The organism is Streptomyces jeddahensis, assembly GCF_001642995.1.
GTDB lineage: Bacteria > Actinomycetota > Actinomycetes > Streptomycetales > Streptomycetaceae > Streptomyces > Streptomyces jeddahensis.
The window spans coordinates 167794-184276 of record NZ_LOHS01000076.1 but is presented as its reverse complement, the minus strand read 5'-3'; the positions used below and the strand labels follow the sequence as shown (position 1 = coordinate 184276).

At 69.7% G+C, this 16483-nt stretch carries 16 protein-coding genes and 1 riboswitch; of the genes, 9 read left to right on the top strand and 7 right to left on the bottom strand.

What is annotated here, in order from left to right; translation table 11 throughout:
- Nucleotides 1-138: 138 nt before the first annotated feature.
- The 8 genes from STSP_RS15915 to STSP_RS15875 all read left to right on the top strand — a co-directional run bounded on the left by STSP_RS15915 (nt 139) and on the right by STSP_RS15875 (nt 8628).
- Nucleotides 139-771 (top strand): alpha/beta hydrolase family protein, encoded by a 633-nt coding sequence (locus STSP_RS15915; RefSeq protein ID WP_067277788.1) that lies wholly within the window; start codon nt 139-141, stop codon nt 769-771.
- Between the two features lie 273 nt (nt 772-1044).
- Entirely contained in the window at nt 1045-1716 is a 672-nt protein-coding gene (gene sigR, locus STSP_RS15910; RefSeq protein WP_067277785.1) for an RNA polymerase sigma factor SigR, read from the top strand.
- On the top strand, nt 1713-2030 hold the full coding sequence (gene rsrA, locus STSP_RS15905) for a mycothiol system anti-sigma-R factor (protein WP_067277782.1): 318 nt from the start codon (nt 1713-1715) through the stop codon (nt 2028-2030). The genes sigR and rsrA overlap by 4 nt, the downstream gene beginning before the upstream one ends.
- Before the next feature lie 292 nt (nt 2031-2322).
- Nucleotides 2323-3696 (top strand): HD-GYP domain-containing protein, encoded by a 1374-nt coding sequence (locus STSP_RS15900; RefSeq protein ID WP_067277780.1) that lies wholly within the window; start codon nt 2323-2325, stop codon nt 3694-3696.
- A 182-nt stretch (nt 3697-3878) separates the two neighbouring features.
- Nucleotides 3879-5132, top strand: coding sequence for an HD domain-containing protein (locus STSP_RS15895; RefSeq protein WP_067277778.1), 1254 nt, complete (start codon nt 3879-3881; stop codon nt 5130-5132).
- A gap of 123 nt (nt 5133-5255) precedes the next feature.
- Nucleotides 5256-6236: a tetratricopeptide repeat protein gene (locus tag STSP_RS15890; protein ID WP_067277858.1), complete on the top strand. Its 981-nt coding sequence runs from the start codon at nt 5256-5258 to the stop codon at nt 6234-6236.
- Between the two features lie 105 nt (nt 6237-6341).
- Nucleotides 6342-7001, top strand: coding sequence for a peptide deformylase (def, locus tag STSP_RS15885; RefSeq protein WP_067277775.1), 660 nt, complete (start codon nt 6342-6344; stop codon nt 6999-7001).
- Between the two features lie 571 nt (nt 7002-7572).
- Nucleotides 7573-8628 (top strand): terpene synthase family protein, encoded by a 1056-nt coding sequence (locus tag STSP_RS15875; protein WP_157902842.1) that lies wholly within the window; start codon nt 7573-7575, stop codon nt 8626-8628.
- An 11-nt stretch (nt 8629-8639) separates the two neighbouring features.
- Here the strand turns inward: STSP_RS15875 and STSP_RS15870 are convergent, their stop codons facing one another.
- Nucleotides 8640-9602 (bottom strand): helix-turn-helix domain-containing protein, encoded by a 963-nt coding sequence (locus STSP_RS15870; RefSeq protein WP_067277767.1) that lies wholly within the window; start codon nt 9600-9602, stop codon nt 8640-8642.
- A 93-nt stretch (nt 9603-9695) separates the two neighbouring features.
- Here STSP_RS15870 and STSP_RS15865 point away from each other — a divergent pair, with 93 nt between their 5' ends.
- Complete coding sequence (locus STSP_RS15865) at nt 9696-9893, top strand: hypothetical protein (RefSeq protein WP_067277763.1); 198 nt, start codon at nt 9696-9698, stop codon at nt 9891-9893.
- Between the two features lie 23 nt (nt 9894-9916).
- Here STSP_RS15865 and STSP_RS15860 read toward each other — a convergent pair whose 3' ends face one another.
- The 6 genes from STSP_RS15860 to STSP_RS15835 form a co-directional block, all read right to left on the bottom strand.
- On the bottom strand, nt 9917-10933 hold the full coding sequence (locus tag STSP_RS15860) for a ribonucleotide-diphosphate reductase subunit beta (RefSeq protein WP_067277760.1): 1017 nt from the start codon (nt 10931-10933) through the stop codon (nt 9917-9919).
- Entirely contained in the window at nt 10933-13350 is a 2418-nt protein-coding gene (locus STSP_RS15855; RefSeq protein WP_067277758.1) for a ribonucleoside-diphosphate reductase subunit alpha, read from the bottom strand. The genes STSP_RS15860 and STSP_RS15855 overlap by 1 nt, the downstream gene beginning before the upstream one ends.
- 132 nt (nt 13351-13482) lie before the next feature.
- Nucleotides 13483-13605, bottom strand: a riboswitch (cobalamin riboswitch).
- Nucleotides 13606-13667: 62 nt separating this feature from the next.
- The gene (locus STSP_RS15850; RefSeq protein WP_067277855.1) at nt 13668-14174 is read right to left on the bottom strand and encodes a GNAT family N-acetyltransferase; all 507 of its coding nucleotides are present in this window, start codon (nt 14172-14174) and stop codon (nt 13668-13670) included.
- A gap of 76 nt (nt 14175-14250) precedes the next feature.
- Nucleotides 14251-15879 carry a monocarboxylate uptake permease MctP gene (mctP, locus tag STSP_RS15845; RefSeq protein ID WP_198547354.1) on the bottom strand — a complete coding sequence of 543 codons (1629 nt, stop codon included), beginning with the start codon at nt 15877-15879 and terminating at the stop codon, nt 14251-14253.
- Nucleotides 15876-16142 (bottom strand): DUF3311 domain-containing protein, encoded by a 267-nt coding sequence (locus tag STSP_RS15840; RefSeq protein WP_067277755.1) that lies wholly within the window; start codon nt 16140-16142, stop codon nt 15876-15878. Before STSP_RS15840 ends, mctP begins: the two co-directional genes overlap by 4 nt.
- A gap of 168 nt (nt 16143-16310) precedes the next feature.
- Nucleotides 16311-16478, bottom strand: coding sequence for a YbdD/YjiX family protein (locus STSP_RS15835; RefSeq protein ID WP_078067219.1), 168 nt, complete (start codon nt 16476-16478; stop codon nt 16311-16313).
- Nucleotides 16479-16483 lie beyond the last annotated feature (5 nt).

Sequence of the window (16483 nt, the reverse complement as noted above, 5' to 3'; positions counted from 1 at the left end):
CCCTCCCCCAGCTACCGCTGGGAGGTGCCCCAGCCCTGCGGAACGATTGCCCACAGCGGTAGCGGCGGGCGCCCCCAGCGCCCCTGGCGGTAACGGCAACAGCGGCCACAGCAGTAGCCGCGGCAGTATGGGGCTGTGATGCGTACCGAGAACGTGGAAACGGACGCCGGTCCGGCCCGGATCACCTGGCACCCGGCGAAGGCCAAGTCCCGGGCCGTGCTCGCCCTCGGGCATGGGGCCGGTGGGGGCATCGAGGCGCGGGACCTCCGGGCGCTTGCCGCCGTGCTGCCCGCGCAGGGGGTGACCGTCGCGCTCGTCGAGCAGCCCTGGCGGGTGGCCGGGAAGAAGGTGGCGCCCGCGCCGAAGACGCTGGACGTCGGGTGGCGGGGGGTGTGGCCTGCGCTGGAGAAGCCCGGGCTGCCCGTCGTCTCCGGCGGGCGCAGCGCCGGGGCCCGCGTCGCCTGCCGTACGGCCGCCGAGCTGGGCGCCCACGCCGTGCTCGCCCTCAGCTTCCCGCTACACCCGCCCGGCAAGCCGGAGAAGTCACGCGCCGACGAGCTGCTCGGCGCCGGCGTACCCACGCTGGTCGTGCAGGGCGGCAATGACCCCTTCGGGAAGCCGCAGGAGTTTCCGGAGGGAGACTTCGAGCTCGTCGAGGTGCCGTACGGCGATCACGGGTTCGCCGTGCCGAAGCGGTCGGAGATCGGCCAGGACGAGGCGCTGGAGATCATCACCGGCGGTGTCGTGGAGTGGCTTGCGTCACTCGAATGACGCCACTGTCGCCTGCCGGGAATGTTCGAGCCCCGAACCACTGTTGTGGCGGACAGACGGTACCGACATTCCGGTACCGGACCGTTCGTAGGAGAGGAAGTCCGCCGCATGGGTTCGACCATCTGCCCGAGCCGCCGCAGCGCCACTGACCTGGACTGGACGGTGCTGCACGCGGCCAAAAACGCCCCCATTCGGGCGGCGGGCGGACCGGATCGTCGTCTATCCTCCGATTCGAGTGGGGTCCGACCCGGCCCTGCTGCATTGCTTGAGGAGGTGGGTCCGGTCACTGGGACCGACGCAGGGACCGACAACGGCCAGGCGGATCAGCCCGAGGGCACGGAGACGGCCGCCGAGCGCAACGCGCGCTTCGAGCGGGATGCCCTGGAGTTCCTCGACCAGATGTACTCGGCCGCGCTGCGCATGACCCGCAACCCGGCCGACGCCGAGGACCTGGTGCAGGAGACGTACGCGAAGGCGTATGCGTCGTTCCACCAGTTCCGTGAGGGTACGAATCTCAAGGCGTGGCTCTACCGCATCCTGACGAACACCTTCATCAACAGCTACCGCAAGAAGCAGCGCGAGCCGCAGCGCAGTGCCGCCGAGGAGATCGAGGACTGGCAGCTGGCGCGCGCCGAGTCGCACATGTCGACGGGTCTGCGCTCCGCCGAGTCGCAGGCGCTCGACCACCTGCCCGACTCCGACGTGAAGGCGGCGCTGCAGGCGATCCCCGAAGAGTTCCGTATCGCCGTGTATCTGGCGGACGTTGAGGGCTTTGCGTACAAGGAGATCGCGGACATCATGGGTACGCCCATCGGTACGGTGATGTCGCGGCTTCACCGCGGCCGCCGCCAGCTGCGGGGCATGCTGGAGGACTACGCCCGTGACCGCGGGCTCGTCCCGGCCGGCGCCGGAGAGTCGGACGAAGCGAAAGGGTCGGGCTCATGAGCTGCGGAAAGCCGCACGAGACTGACTGCAGTGAGGTACTCGATCACCTCTACGAGTACCTGGACCACGAGATGCCGGACACCGACTGCAGCAAGTTCGAGCACCACTTCGAGGAGTGCTCGCCCTGCCTGGAGAAGTACGGGCTCGAGCAGGCCGTGAAGAAGCTGGTCAAGCGGTGCTGCGGCCATGACGACGTGCCCGCCGGGCTGCGGGAGAAGGTAATGGGACGGATCGAGCTGATCCGGTCCGGCCAGTCCGTCCCCGATCACGACGTGACGGTCTCGGACCTGCCGACGGGCGCCCAGGAGGCCTGAGAGGCCCCAGGGTCCAGGAGGGCTGAGACCCTCACACGCACACACGCACACACGGACAGGCCGCGACGTTTTCGTCGCGGCCTGTCCGTGCTCGTGCTCTGCAGTCCGCGGCCGTCGGTGCTCCTCAGGTCCACGGTCTGTATGCAATAAGATCACCCGAATGTGCTAATCCGTGGCCGTGGCGCCCTGGGAATCACCCATTGCCGCCCCTGCGCCCCGCCCGCCGCTCTATTCTCCGGAGCCTTGACGGCTTGCCCGGCCCGCACGGCCTGGGCCACGCGAGGGGAGCGCCATGCGGTCGGTTCCGCCGTGTGCCCGCGTCTTCATCGCCTGCGTCGCCGTGGGCGCCGCCGCCTGTGCGGCTCCCGCGCTGACGCCGCGCACCCAGTGGCCCGCGGTCGCGCTGCTCGCGCTGCTGTACGCCTGGTGTGAGCAGGCGCCGCGGTTCCGCATCGCCGGGCGGCGGGCCCCCGAAGGCATGGGCACCTTCTTCCCCGTACTGCTTGCCGGAGCGTTCCTGCTGCCGCCTGCGGCCGCCGCGCTGGTCGCCGTACCCGGCGGGCTGCTGGCCCATGCCGAGCAGCGGCCCCAGTGGGTACGCCGGGTCTGGCGCGCCGCCCAACTCGCCTTGAGCGCCTGGGCCGCAGCCGCGGTGCAGGCGCCGCTGGGCGGGCGCGGCGCCGTGGCGGCCGCCGATTTCCCGTACGTCCTGGTGCCTGCCGGGGCCGCGGTAGTGGCGTTCTGCTGCGTGCTGTCGTACCTGGACAGCGGCATCCTCGCGGCGACGAGGGGACTGCCTCCCGTGCCCTTCAGGCGACGGGGAGGTGCGCCGGTGCCGGCCGCTGCGTGGCGGGGGCTGCTTCTGCGCTCGCTCGCGCCCGTCGGGGTGCACGGGCTCGCCGGGCTGATGATGGCCGTGCTCTGGCGCAGCCCGTACGGTCCGCTCGCCGCGCTGCTCGTACTGCTGCCGATGTACGTCTCCTGCTGGGCGTTCGCGCAGTACCACCACGAGCAGACGGCTCACCGGGCCACCATTCGGGCACTCGTTCAGGCGGTCGACATCAAGGACGAGTACACGCGCGGGCACAGCGAGCGCGTCGGGCAGGCCTCGATGATGATCGCGCGGGAGCTGGGGATGGACGACGAGCGGGTCGAGGTGCTGCGGTTCGCCGGCATCCTGCACGACGTCGGGAAACTCGGCGTACCGACACGGCTGCTCAGGAAGGACGGGCCGCTGACCCCTGAGGAGCGGCGCGTCATCGAGCTGCATCCGGAGTACGGCCACGAGATGGTCCGCGGCATCGGGTTCCTGGGGGAGGCGCGGACGGCGATCCTGCACCACCACGAGCGGCTCGACGGCAGCGGCTACCCGTACGGGCTCGTGGGCAGCCAGATTCCCGAGTGCGCGCGGGTGGTCGCGGTTGCCGACGCCTTCGACGCCATGACCTCGACGCGGTCGTACCGGAGGGCACGGCCGGTCGCGGTCGCGGTGGAGGAGCTGGAGCGGTGCGCGGGGGCCCACTTCGACCCGCAGATGGTACGGGCCCTGGTGCGCGCCCTCGAGCGCCACGGCTGGCACCCGGCCGTCACGGCGGACGAGTCCAGCCGTGACGGGACTGTGCCCGCCGCGCGGCGGGCACCCGTCCGTGCGGACAACGCCTCGTGACCGGGCACGGGGGCCCGGACCCGCAGGCGCCGCGCCACTCCGCGGCCCCCACCCCGCGCCCCTCCGCAACCAAGGCCACAAAGCCCGCACACCGTGCCCCCACGAAGTCCCCGCACCGCTCCATGCCACACAAACCCCGTCACTCCGCGCCCGCACCGGGCAAGGGCCGATTCCGGACCCGTATGCCCGCCCGCGTTCCCGCCCTCGTGTACGCATCCGCCGCCCTGGTCGTCCTCGGGGCCCTCGGCTGGACCTTCTGGCGCGGGCTCGACGATCGCGGGACCGCTCTGGCGTTCGGGGTGCTCATCGTCGTCGGGGAGCTGGCGCGGTGGAGCGGTGGCGGGGCGGCCGTCGACCGGGAGCCCGCGCCGCTGGCGACCGCTGGGGCGCTGGCGTACGCGCTGCTCGGCGACAACGCGGGTCAGCCGACGCAGCACGGCGTCGCCCAGGTGATCAGCGTTGCCGTCGCGGCGGGGCTCGTCGGATGCGTGCCCCATGTGGCGCTGGGCCGCGGGCCCTCTCTGGACTCCATGGCGCGGCGTGTGCTGACGGTGGTCTTCGCCGCAGTCTGCGTCCAGCCGCTGTACAACTCGGGGAAACTGCAGGAGTGGGTGGGCAGCGGGCCGTACCACGCGCTGTGGGTCGTCGGGATCCTCGCGCTCACCGCGCTCTGCGACGCCGTGCTCGCCGCGGCCATGGCGCACGCCCGCACCGGCTGGCCGTTCGGGCCCCTCCTGCGGGACGAACTGCGCGCCATGCTCGGCATCGGCTCCGCTGTCTGCGCGACGGGAGCGGTGATGTCGCTGGCGGTCGCCGTCGCCGGACTGTGGGCGCTGCCCGTCTTCTCGCTGCCACTGCTGCTCACGCAGCTCGCCTACCGCCGCTATGCCGCGGTGCGCACCACCTACCGGCAGACGATCGCGTCCCTCGCCCGGGCCACCGAGATCGCCGGATACACGCCCGCGGGTCACGCCCGCCGCGTCGCCGCGATCAGCCGCGCGGTGGGCCGCGAGCTGGGTCTGTCCGAGCCGGACCTCACCGTCCTCGAGTACGCGGCCCTGATGCACGACATCGGGCAACTGTCCCTCGTCGACCCCGTCCCGGCCGGGGCCACCGCGGTGCTGCCCGCCGAGGAGCAGCGGCGCATCGCCCTGCTCGGCGGCGCCGTGGTGCGCCAGACGGGGGTGCCCGCCGAGGTCGCCGTCGTCGTGGAGCGGCAGGCCGATCCGTACCGCGACCAGCCTCTGCAGGCCCGTATCGTGCGGGCGGCGAACGCCTACGACGAACTGGTCCGCGAGGAGGGGCCCGGCGGGCCGCTCACCGCGCTGGAGCGGCTGCGTCTTGCCACCGGCCACGACTATGCGCCGGAGGTGGTGGAATCGCTCGTCCGGGTGCTGTCGCGTGGGACCTCGGTCCTGTGGCAGCGGGCCGTCTGACCATGCCCTAGGTCGGGTAACCGATGGGTAATGAGCGCCCGTCCGACCGTACGTGGTTGGATGCGAAGAACAGGGGCAGGTCCGAGGCTGCACTGTCTTTCTCAACACTGGCAGGCGGGAATGGTGAGGATCTTCGGCAAGGGACGGCATCGGCCCTCCGCGTCATGGCGGCAGGCCACCGACCGGGCGTTCACGCTCATCGGGGACGGCCGGTACGAGGACGCGGGAGCGCTGCTGACACGCGCGGCGGACCTGGAGCCGTGGCTGTCCGAGTCCTGGTTCAACCTCGCCCTTCTGCACAAGTTCCGGCACGACTGGGAGCAGGCGCGGGCCGCGGGGCTGCGCGCGGTGGCCCTGCTGGACCGGGACACGGGCGCCCCCGACTGGTGGAACGTCGGCATCGCGGCGACCGCCCTGCAGGACTGGCCGCTGGCGAGGCGGGCCTGGCAGGCGTACGGGCTGCGGGTGCCGGGCGGTGCGGCGGCCGGCGGCCAGCCCACCGGCATGGAGCTCGGCAGCGCGGCCGTGCGGCTCTCGCCGGAGGGCGAGGCCGAGGTCGTGTGGGGCCGCAGGCTCTGCCCGGCGCGGATAGAAGTGCTCTCCGTGCCACTGCCGTCATCGGGGCGACGCTGGGGCGAGGTCGTGCTGCACGACGGTGTTCCGCACGGCGAGCGCACGACGTCCACCGGCCACTCGTACCCCGTCTTCGACGAGATCGAGCTGTGGGCCCCCTCGCCCGTGCCCACCTGGGTCGTGCTCCTGGAGGCGGAGACCGAGGCCGACCGGGACGCCCTGGAGCGGCTCGCGGCCGACGCCGGCTTCGCCGCCGAGGACTGGTCGTCGTCCGTCCGGCTGCTGTGCCGTATGTGCTCGGAGAGCCGGATGCCGAGTGACGAGGGCGATGGCGACCACCTCGATCCGCACGACCACAGCGAGCCCGGCCACCCCGGGCCGCTCGGCCATCGCACCGACGGGCAGCTGTGGGTGCCCGAACGGGAGTGCGGCATAGCCGCGCCCGCCTCCCTGGTACGCGGGCTGCTGGACGGCTGGGTGGCCGACAGCCCTGAGACCCGGGACTGGCGGGATCTCGAAGAGGTCTGCTGATCTCGAAGAAGTCTGCTGATTCCTCTGATTCCGCGTCGCTGATTCCTCCCCGTAGGCTGTACCAGCACCACATTCGAAGGTTTCCATGGAAGGCGTACGGCGGAGATGGCGCAGCAGGACACTGAGCAGGAGCGGGCCGGGAGCTCGGCGGTTCTCCCCGTGGACGACGAGGGCTTCGTCATCGACACCGTGGACTGCGAGGCCCGTGAGACGGCCTACCGCGAGCGCGGGACGTCCCGGCCGATCACCGTCGTCGGCAACCCTGTCCTGCACAAGGAGTGCAAGGACGTCACGGAGTTCGACGACAAGCTCGCGCAGCTCGTCGACGACATGTTCGCGAGCCAGCGCACCGCAGAGGGCGTCGGCCTCGCCGCCAACCAGATCGGCGTCGACCTGAAGGTCTTCGTCTACGACTGCCCGGACGACGAGGGCGTGCGGCACGTGGGTGTGGTCTGCAACCCGGTGCTCCAGGAGCTCCCGGCCGACCAGCGCCGCCTCGACGACTCCAACGAGGGCTGCCTGTCCGTCCCGACCGCCTACGCCTCACTGGCCCGCCCCGACTACGCGGTGGTGACGGGCCAGGACGAGAAGGGCAACCCCATCACGGTGCGCGGTACCGGCTACTTCGCGCGGTGCCTGCAGCACGAGACGGACCATCTGTACGGGTACCTGTACATCGACCGGCTCTCGAAGCGCGACCGCAAGGACGCGCTGCGGCAGATGGCCGAGGGAACGCCGCGCTACCCGGTCGTTCCGAACGACTGACCCGCCCGCTTCCCCTCGATTCATGGGGCTCCAGGCGCCGTTGAGGCGGCTGGGGCCGGCGACGATCGGCGCCTGTCCGGGTTTTCTCGGACAGGCGCCGATCTCTGTGTACAGCACTTTTCCGACTCGGATCGGTCAGATCCGGTCGCAGATGGCCCAAATCCGGCCTGTCAAGAGCGCTTTCTCGGCCATTGTCGGAGCGACGACGAGTGCAGAAACGTTCCGCGAGCGGTCGCTTGTGCACTGAATGAAAGGCACACGGGATATGCAAGGGTGCGCGCGCCCGGTAGGACAGGGGGGGAGTGGCGCCGCCGGCGGCGGAGAGGGGGCTGTTCATGGCGACGTGGTCCACGGCCGGAAGGGGTCTGCAAGCGGTGCGCCGCGCCGCACAGGCACTTTGTGCGCCGCACACGCGCTGTAATTGTGTACACGTCAAGGGTCCTGCTGTCCGGGCCTTGGCGAAGGCAGCGCAGAGTACGGCCCGGTGTGGGCCACGACTGCGGACAAGGGTTTCTCGCAAGCGGGGCATAGCTGTGACGCCCGTTGGTCGCGGGCAGATAAGGAGCGTGCCATGACAAGTCAGGTAGCCACACCTTCTTCCCGGCTGGACAACTCCGTCGAGTCGTTCCCTGCGGTGACCTTGCCGGGACCCAGGGCATTCCAGGAAGAGCTTCGCCTTTGGCCGTTCGATCTGCCTTTCCCGTACAGGATCAGTCACGAAGGTGACCGTGTGGCCGCCCATAGTCGTGAGTGGGTCCAGCGGGTGGGGCTGGTTTCCGGAGAGGCGGAACTGCGGCGTCACGATCGTCATGGCATGGCGCTGTTCGCCTGCCTCAACTACCCTGATGCGCCCATTGAAGGCTTGAATCTGGTGGGCGACTGGGTTTCCTGGTGGGCGATTTGGAGCGACTTTCCCGACGATCCGGCCTTCGTCCAGGAGCCGGGCCGTCCGGAACGGTTCTTCGCGTCGCTGACCGCGGTCGTCACCTCGTCCCCAGAAGCTCTGACCCGGGTGTCCGACGATCCCCACATCAAGGCTTTCACTGATATATGGAGGCGCTGGTGCCAGGGGATGTCGCCTCAGTTCGTCGCGCGTACAAGGAAGAACTGGGTGGACTGGTTCGCTTCGTACCGCACACGCACCGAGCACCGTCGCGAAAGCCGCACCCTGGATGTCGAGGAATATCTTTCTCTTCGCGATGTGACGGGAGGGGGGCCGCTCGAGATGGATGCCGCTCAGCGGGTCGGCGGCTACGAGGTGCAGCCCGAGTTCTTGGAGAGCCCTCCCCTCAAGGCGATGCGTCATATCGCCGGGCGGGTCATCAACATCACCCAGGATGTGCAGTCCCTCGCGAAGGAAGAGGCCGCAGGCGATCAGCACAACCTGGTGATCGTTCTGGAGCATGAGCAGAATCTCACACGCGAGAACGCCCTCCGGCAGATTCATGAACGACTCCGCGGGTACACCGACTCCTTCCTCAGACACGAGGCTGAGATCCCCCGGTTTCTCGACACGCTCATGGTGCCCGTCGAGGAGCGGACGTCGATTTACCGTCACGCCGCCGATCTACGCCAGCTGATGCGTGGCACCGTCGACTTCTGTTCGGCGTCCGGGCGCTATCACTAGGGGCTGTACGTTCAGGCGGCCTGCGGGCCCCTGAACGTACGCCGGTACGCGTTCGGGGTCGTCCCCAGCGCCCGCAGGAACTGGTGGCGCATCGCCGCCGCGTTGCCGAAACCGGCGCGCCCGGCGATCGCCTCCACGGTCTCGTCCGAACGTTCGAGCAACTCCTGGGCGAGCAGGACCCGTTGGCGCAGCAACCAGCGGTAGGGCGTGGTGCCGGTCTCCTGCTGGAAGCGGCGAGCGAACGTCCGCTGCGACATATGGGCCCGCGCCGCCAGCCGCTCCACGGTGATCTCCTCGTCGAGGTGCTCCTCCATCCACGCAAGTACGCTGCCGACGGTGTCGCACGGGCTGTGGGGCAGCGGACGCTCGACGTACTGGGCCTGGCCGCCGTCGCGGTGCGGCGGGACCACCATGCGCCGGGCGATCGCGTTGGCGACCTCCACACCGTGCTCCTCGCGGACGATGTGCAGGCAGGCGTCGATGCCGGCGGCGGTGCCCGCCGAGGTGATCACGGTGCCCTCGTCGACGTACAGCACATCGGGTTCGACACGGGCCCGCGGGTGGCGCACGGCCAGTTCGGCGGCGTGCCGCCAGTGGACGGCGCAGCGGCGGCCGTCCAGCAGTCCGGCCGCGCCGAGCACGAAGACGCCCGAACACACGGACAGGACACGGGCGCCGCGCTCCGTGGCGCGCCGCAGGGCGGCGAGCAGCTCCTCGGGATAGGCGCGGTGCACGTACGACTCGCCCGCCGGCACAGCGATGAGGTCCGCCTCCTCGAGCCGGTCGAGGCCGTGCTCCGTCTGTACGGAGAACCCGGCGTGCGTGCTCAGCACCGCACCCTCCGCCGAAGCCACCGCGAAGTCGTACACCGGCAGCCCCTCGTCGCTGCGGTCGAGGCCGAATACCTCGCACACCACGCCGAGTTCGAAGGGATGCACACCGTCGAGCAGCACTGCGGCCACGTTCTTCAGCATGTCTGCCAGTGTGCCGCAGGCGTGGCAGTAATTCGAGGGTTGGCGACTGTTCTGCCACTGATGCCGTGGCCCGGAGCGCGCGACAGTAGCGACATGAACGCATTCCTGGACTACCTGACCGTCCTGTCCCTCTTCCTCCTCCTCGCGGCCCCGGCACTAGCCGGGCAGGCCCACGAACGCCGCATCGACCGCCAGCTCCGTGCCGCCGAGGCCGCGAACGACGCTGCCGGCGGCCCGCTCCTCCCCCGTGGGGAGCGGGACCGCCGGCGGGACTTCGGGCGGGCGGCCTGAGAGATCGCGCCGCCCGAAGCGGCCTAGAAGTCGTCGTCGAAGGAGACCGAGCCCTCCACCGCAACCTGGTACGCCGACGGACGCCGCTCGAAGAAGTTGGTCAGCTCCTGGACGCCCTGCAGCTCCATGAAGGAGAACGGGTTCTCGGAGCCGTACACCGGAGCGAAGCCGAGGCGCGTGAGCCGCTGGTCGGCGACGCACTCCAGGTACTGCCGCATCGACTCGGTGTTCATGCCCGGGAGGCCGTCACCGCAGAGGTCGCGCGCGAACTGCAGCTCGGCCTCGACGGCCTCCTCCAGCATGTCGGTGACCTGCTGCTGGAGCTGGTCGTCGAAGAGCTCCGGCTCCTCCTTGCGTACGGTGTCGACCACGTCGAAGGCGAACGACATGTGCATCGTCTCGTCGCGGAACACCCAGTTGGTACCGGTCGCCAGGCCGTGCAGCAGGCCGCGAGACCGGAACCAGTACACGTACGCGAAGGCGCCGTAGAAGAAGAGCCCCTCGATGCACGCCGCGAAGCAGATCAGGTTCAGCAGGAAGCGCCGGCGGTCCGCCTTGGTCTCCAGGCGGTCGAGCTTCTCCACCGAGTCCATCCACGTGAAGCAGAACTCGGCCTTCTCGCGGATGGAGGGAATGTTCTCGACCGCTGCGAAGGCGGCAGCGCGGTCCTCCGGGTCGGGCAGGTACGTATCCAGCAGGGTCAGATAGAACTGGACGTGGACGGCCTCCTCGAAGAGCTGCCGGGACAGATACAGCCGCGCCTCGGGGGAGTTGATGTGCTTGTACAGCGTCAGCACGAGGTTGTTGGCGACGATCGAGTCGCCCGTCGCGAAGAAGGCGACCAGACGGCTGATCAGGTGCTGCTCACCCGGCGAGAGTTTCGCCAGGTCGGCGACGTCCGAGTGGAGGTCGACCTCCTCGACCGTCCACGTGTTCTTGATGGCGTCCCGGTAGCGCTCGTAGAAGTCGGGGTAGCGCATGGGGCGCAGGGTCAGCTCGAAGCCCGGGTCGAGCAGGTTCTTCTCAGCAGAAGTCGTCATTACTGGCAGGCCTCACAGGACTCGGGGTTCTCAAGGGAGCAGGCGACCGCGTCGGGGTCGGCGACCTGCTGGACGGGGATGGGCTTCTGGGTCTGCGCCTGGGCCTGGGCGGCACGGGCGATCCGCGTCGCCGGGCGCGAGCGCAGGTAGTACGTCGTCTTCAGGCCCGCCTTCCAGGCGTACGCGTACATCGAGGAGAGCTTGCCGATCGTCGGCGTCTCCATGAACAGGTTCAGCGACTGCGACTGGTCCAGGAACGGGGTGCGGGCGGCCGCCATGTCGATCAGCCCGCGCTGCGGGATCTCCCACGCCGTGCGGTACAGGGCGCGTACGTCCTCGGGGATCCAGGCGAAGCCCTGCACCGAGCCGTTCGAGTCGCGCAGTGCCTCGCGGGTGCGGGCGTCCCACACGCCGAGCCGCTTCAGGTCGTTCACCAGGTACGAATTGACCTGCAGGAACTCTCCGCTGAGCGTCTCGCGCTTGAAGAGGTTGGAGACCTGCGGCTCGATGCACTCGTAGACGCCTGCGATCGAGGCGATCGTGGCGGTGGGGGCGATCGCGAGGAGCAGGGAGTTGCGCAGGCCCGTCTCGGCGATGCGCTCCCGCAGGGCCGCCCACCGCTCCGGCCACGTCAGCTCCACGTCGAAGTGGTCGGGGTGCAGGACGCCACGGGCCGTACGGGTCTTGTCCCAGGCCGGGAGCGGGCCGCTGCGCTCTGCGAGGTCCGCCGACGCCTCGTACGCGGCGAGCATGATGCGCTCGGCGATACGGGTGGAGAGCGCCCGGGCCTCGGGCGAGTCGAAGGGCAGCCGCAGCTTGAAGAACACGTCCTGCAGGCCCATCGCGCCCAGGCCCACCGGGCGCCACTTGGCGTTGGAGCGGCCGGCCTGCTCGGTCGGATAGAAGTTGATGTCGACGACACGATCGAGGAAGGTCACCGCGGTGCGGACGGTGGCGTCCAGCCGCTCCCAGTCGAGGCCACCGGTCGCCGTGTCGACGAACGCGCCGAGGTTGACCGACCCGAGGTTGCAGACGGCCGTCTCCCTGTCGTCCGTGACCTCCAGGATCTCCGTGCACAGGTTCGAGGAGTGGACCGTGTGGCCCGGCTCCGCCGTCTGGTTGGCGGTGCGGTTGGCGGCGTCCTTGAAGGTCATCCAGCCGTTGCCGGTCTGCGCGAGGGTACGCATCATGCGGCCGTAGAGGTCGCGGGCCGGGATGGTCTTCTTCGCGAGCCCTTGCGCTTCCGCCTTGCGGTAGGCCGCGTCGAACTCCTCGCCCCACAGGTCGACCAGCTCGGGCACGTCGGCGGGGGAGAACAGCGACCACTGCTCGTCGGCGTCGACCCGGCGCATGAACTCGTCGGGCATCCAGTGCGCGAGGTTGAGGTTGTGGGTGCGCCGGGCGTCCTCACCGGTGTTGTCGCGCAGCTCCAGGAACTCCTCGATGTCGGAGTGCCAGGTCTCCAGGTAGACCGCGGCGGCGCCCTTGCGCCTGCCGCCCTGGTTCACCGCGGCGACCGATGCGTCGAGGGTCTTCAGGAACGGCACGATGCCGTTGGAGTGCCCGTTCGTGCCGCGGATCAGCGAACCGCGGGAGCGGATACGGGAGTACGCGATGCCGATGCCGCCCGCGTGCTTCGAGAGGCGGGCCACCTGGTGGTACCGCTCGTAGATCGAGTCGAGCTCGTCCCGCGGCGAGTCCAGCAGGTAGCAGGACGACATCTGCGGGTGCCGCGTACCGGAGTTGAAGAGCGTGGGGGATGAGGGGAGGTAGTCGAGGCGGCTCATCAGGCTGTACAGCGAACCGACTTCGTCGACGGACCGGAGGCCCGCTTGTGAATCAAGCACAGTGTCCTCGGCGAGTCCGGCGGCGACCCGCAGCATGAAGTGCTGCGGGGTCTCGATGACGCGCCGGGTGAGCGGGTGCCGCAGCAGGTAGCGGCTGTGCAGCGTGCGCAGCCCGAAGTAGCCGAACCGGTCGTCGGCACCCTCGGCGATCGAGGCGTCCACCAGCGCGTCGAGGCGGGCCGCGTGCAGCCGTACGAACTCGTGTGTACGGTCGGCGATCAGCCCTTCCCGGTGCCCGGCCGCGACCGACTCGGAGAAGGTCCGGACGCCCTGGGATGCGGCCTCCTCGGCGATGCTGATCGTCAGCAGCCGCGCCGCCAGTTTCGAGTACGCCGGGTCCTCCGAGATCAGCCCGGCAGCGGCCTCGGTGGCCAGTTCGCGCAGCTCGGTCTCGTCCGCGGCGGCGGACCGGCCGCGCAGCGCGGCAGCGGCGACCCGGCCGGGGTCGGCGTCGGGGAGGTCGGCGGTGAGGTCGGTCAGGGTGCGCAGCAGCGCGGCACCGGGACCTCCCGACTCGGGCTCGGCCTCTGCCTGGCGGACTGAAGCCGGATCGGCTGGCGCGATGGTCACGTGGAGCTCTCCCTCGCTGGCTCGGGGCCTCGGGGAGGGAAGCGGGCGCACGGGCACACACGCAGGGCAGCGCAGGCCGCGTCCACCGGCCCACTCCGCGAGACCCGGACGTCATCGGCACCCGGAACGGACGGACCGGGCGCGCCGTCGGCAGGTCCTCGGACTTACGGGTACACGAACGCGCACCAGTACACCGTTGCGGGACAGTTCCGGACTTGCACCGGATTCCCCTGCGGCGACAGCGAGATGAGCATACATCTTGTGCCGGGCTGCGGTGGCACCCCTACATGTTGTGTCTCGATGTGTTGAGCGGGGTGTCAGAGCGTCAACTCGTAGGTGAGCAGCATGACGTCGGCGAGATGCGGAATCGGGTTCCAGTCGCGCTCGGGGGTACGGGCGAAGCCGAGGCGCTCGTATATCCGGTGCGCGGTGTGCATCGTGCGCTGCGTGGACAGAACGACGCGGACGCAGCCGTCGACCGCCCGTGCGCGGTCGATGCAGGCGCGGACAAGGGCCTCTCCGGTACCTCTGCCCCGCGCCTCGGGCGAGACCGCGAGCATCCGGATCTCGGCCTCGCCCTCGCGCGCGATGTCCGCCATCGGACCGCCCGCCGGCACGAACGTCACGCCCCCGATCACCCGGTCGTTCGCCACGGCGACCAGCACCTCGGCTGCCGCGGCCCGCTTCGCCACGTCCCGCAGCTCGCCGAGGTACTCGTCACTCTCCCCGAAGTCGAGCAGCCCGTCCCCGAGATACGCCCGCGCGGTGATCTCGCCCAGCTCCGCGTACTCCCCGGGCTCCGCCCGCCTGATCACGATGTCCATGCGGTGCAGTGTGCCCCACGGGTACGACAACGGGCCGCCGGATTTCCCGGCGGCCCGTGTCACGTGCGAAAAGGACTCAGTGCGCGGCCCCCGCCGTCGCCGGCGGCAGCTCCGTCTTGACGCCCGGGTCGCCCGCCTCGCCCGTGTAGTCCTCCGGCGACGTCTCGTCGACACCGTCCGGCGCCTTCACCGCGCGCAGGACGAAGGTGAGGACCACCGTCACCACCAGGTTCAGCACGAACGCCGTCAGACCGATGTAGCCGATCTCGCCGATGCCGGGGATCTCCGCCGAGGAGCCGCCGAAGTGCTTCTGGGTCGGGGACGCCACGCCGTACGCGGCGACCGTGCCGTACACCATGCCGACCGCCCAGCCCGCTATCAGCGCCCAGCGGTGGAACCAGCGCGTGAACAGGCCGAACACCAGCGCAGGGAAGGTCTGCAGGATCCAGATGCCGCCAAGGAGCTGGAAGTTGATCGCGACCGTCTTGTCCATGCCGAGGACGAAGACCAGCGCGCCCACCTTCACCAGCAGCGACACCAGCTTGGAGACCTTGGTCTCCTGCTCGGGCGTCGCGTCGGGCTTCAGGAAGTCCTTGTAGATGTTCCGCGTGAAGAGGTTGGCCGCGGCGATCGACATGATCGCGGCCGGGACGAGGGCGCCGATGCCGATGGCGGCGAAGGCCACGCCCGTGAACCAGTCGGGGAACATGTCCTCGAAGAGCTGCGGGATCGCCAGCTGCCCGTTCTGCACCTTGATGCCGGCCGCGATCGCCATGAAGCCGAGCAGGCCGAGGAAGCCCAGCATCAGCGAGTACAGCGGCAGGATCGTGGAGTTACGGCGGATGACGTCACGGCTGCGGCTGGACAGCACGGCCGTCACCGAGTGCGGGTACATGAACAGGGCGAGGGCCGAGCCGAGCGCCAGCGTGGCGTAGGTCCACTGCGAGGGATCGGCCGGGGTCAGCGCGCCGCGCGGCTTCTCGGTCGCCGGGTTGATCTGCGCGAAGGCGTCGCCCGCCTTGGCGAAGATGTCGTCAAAACCGCCCAGCTTGATCGGGATGTAGATGATCGCGACCGCGATGACGATGTAGATCAGCGCGTCCTTCACGAACGCGATCAGGGCCGGGGCCCGCAGACCGGACGAGTACGTGTACGCGGCCAGCACACCGAAGGCGATCAGCAGCGGCAGGTCCTTGATGAACCAGTGCGTGTTCTCGCCGCCGCCCACGCCCATCACGTCGAGCACCGCCTGGATGCCGACCAGCTGCAGCGCGATGTACGGCATCGTGGCGAGGATGCCCGTGACCGCGACGGCCAGCGACAGGCCCTTGGAGCCGAAGCGCCCCCGGACGAAGTCCGACGTGGTGACGTACCCGTGCTTGTGCGACACCGACCACAGGCGCGGCAGGAAGACGAACATCAGCGGGTAGATCAGGATCGTGTACGGCACCGCGAAGAAGCCCGCCGCGCCCGCCGCGTAGATCGCCGCCGGGACCGCCACGAAGGTGTACGCCGTGTAGAGGTCGCCGCCGAGCAGGAACCAGGTGATCCAGGTGCCGAACGACCGGCCGCCCAGGCCCCATTCGTCGAGGCTGTTCTCGTTCTCGGCCCTGCGCCAGCGCGAGGCCAGGAAGCCCATGACCGTGACGGCCACGAAGAAGAGGATGAAGACGGCGAGTGCCACGCCGTTCACGCCGTCGTTCACTGCGACGCACCCCCCTCACGGGCGGCCTTGCGGGCGGCCTGGTCCCGCTGCCACAGCCGGTACGCGACCATGGTCAGCAGGGTCGAGAAGACCACCCACGCCATCTGGTACCAGTAGAAGAACGGGATGCCGATGAACGTCGGCTCGATCTTCGCGTAGGAGCCCACCCAGAGCATCGCGACGAACGGCGCGAACAGGCAGAGGGCTATCACCACCCGCACCGGTGTCACGACCGGCCCTCTCGCTTCAGGTTCTTGTGGCATACGGCGGCTCCCGTCCCCTCGCTGACCCCATTGATCACTGATCTGTTGGCAGTGCGGGGGAAATCTAAGGGACGGGTCCGGGTTATGGAACCCCTGTCCGGATACCGGACACGATGTTCGGGAAGGCTCGAAGAGCTCCGGTGCAGGTCAGCAGGCATCCGGTGCAGGTCAGCAGCAGCGGAACCCCTGCCGGGGATCCGCCTCCTGCCGCTCCGTTCGCATCCGCTCGAAATCGCGCCGGGACGGCACGGATGCGGTGGGATGGTCCTTTCTGACGTGGGCGACATACCGCTCGTACGCCGACTCACCGGTCAGCTCGCGCATGTACCACCGCATCCAGC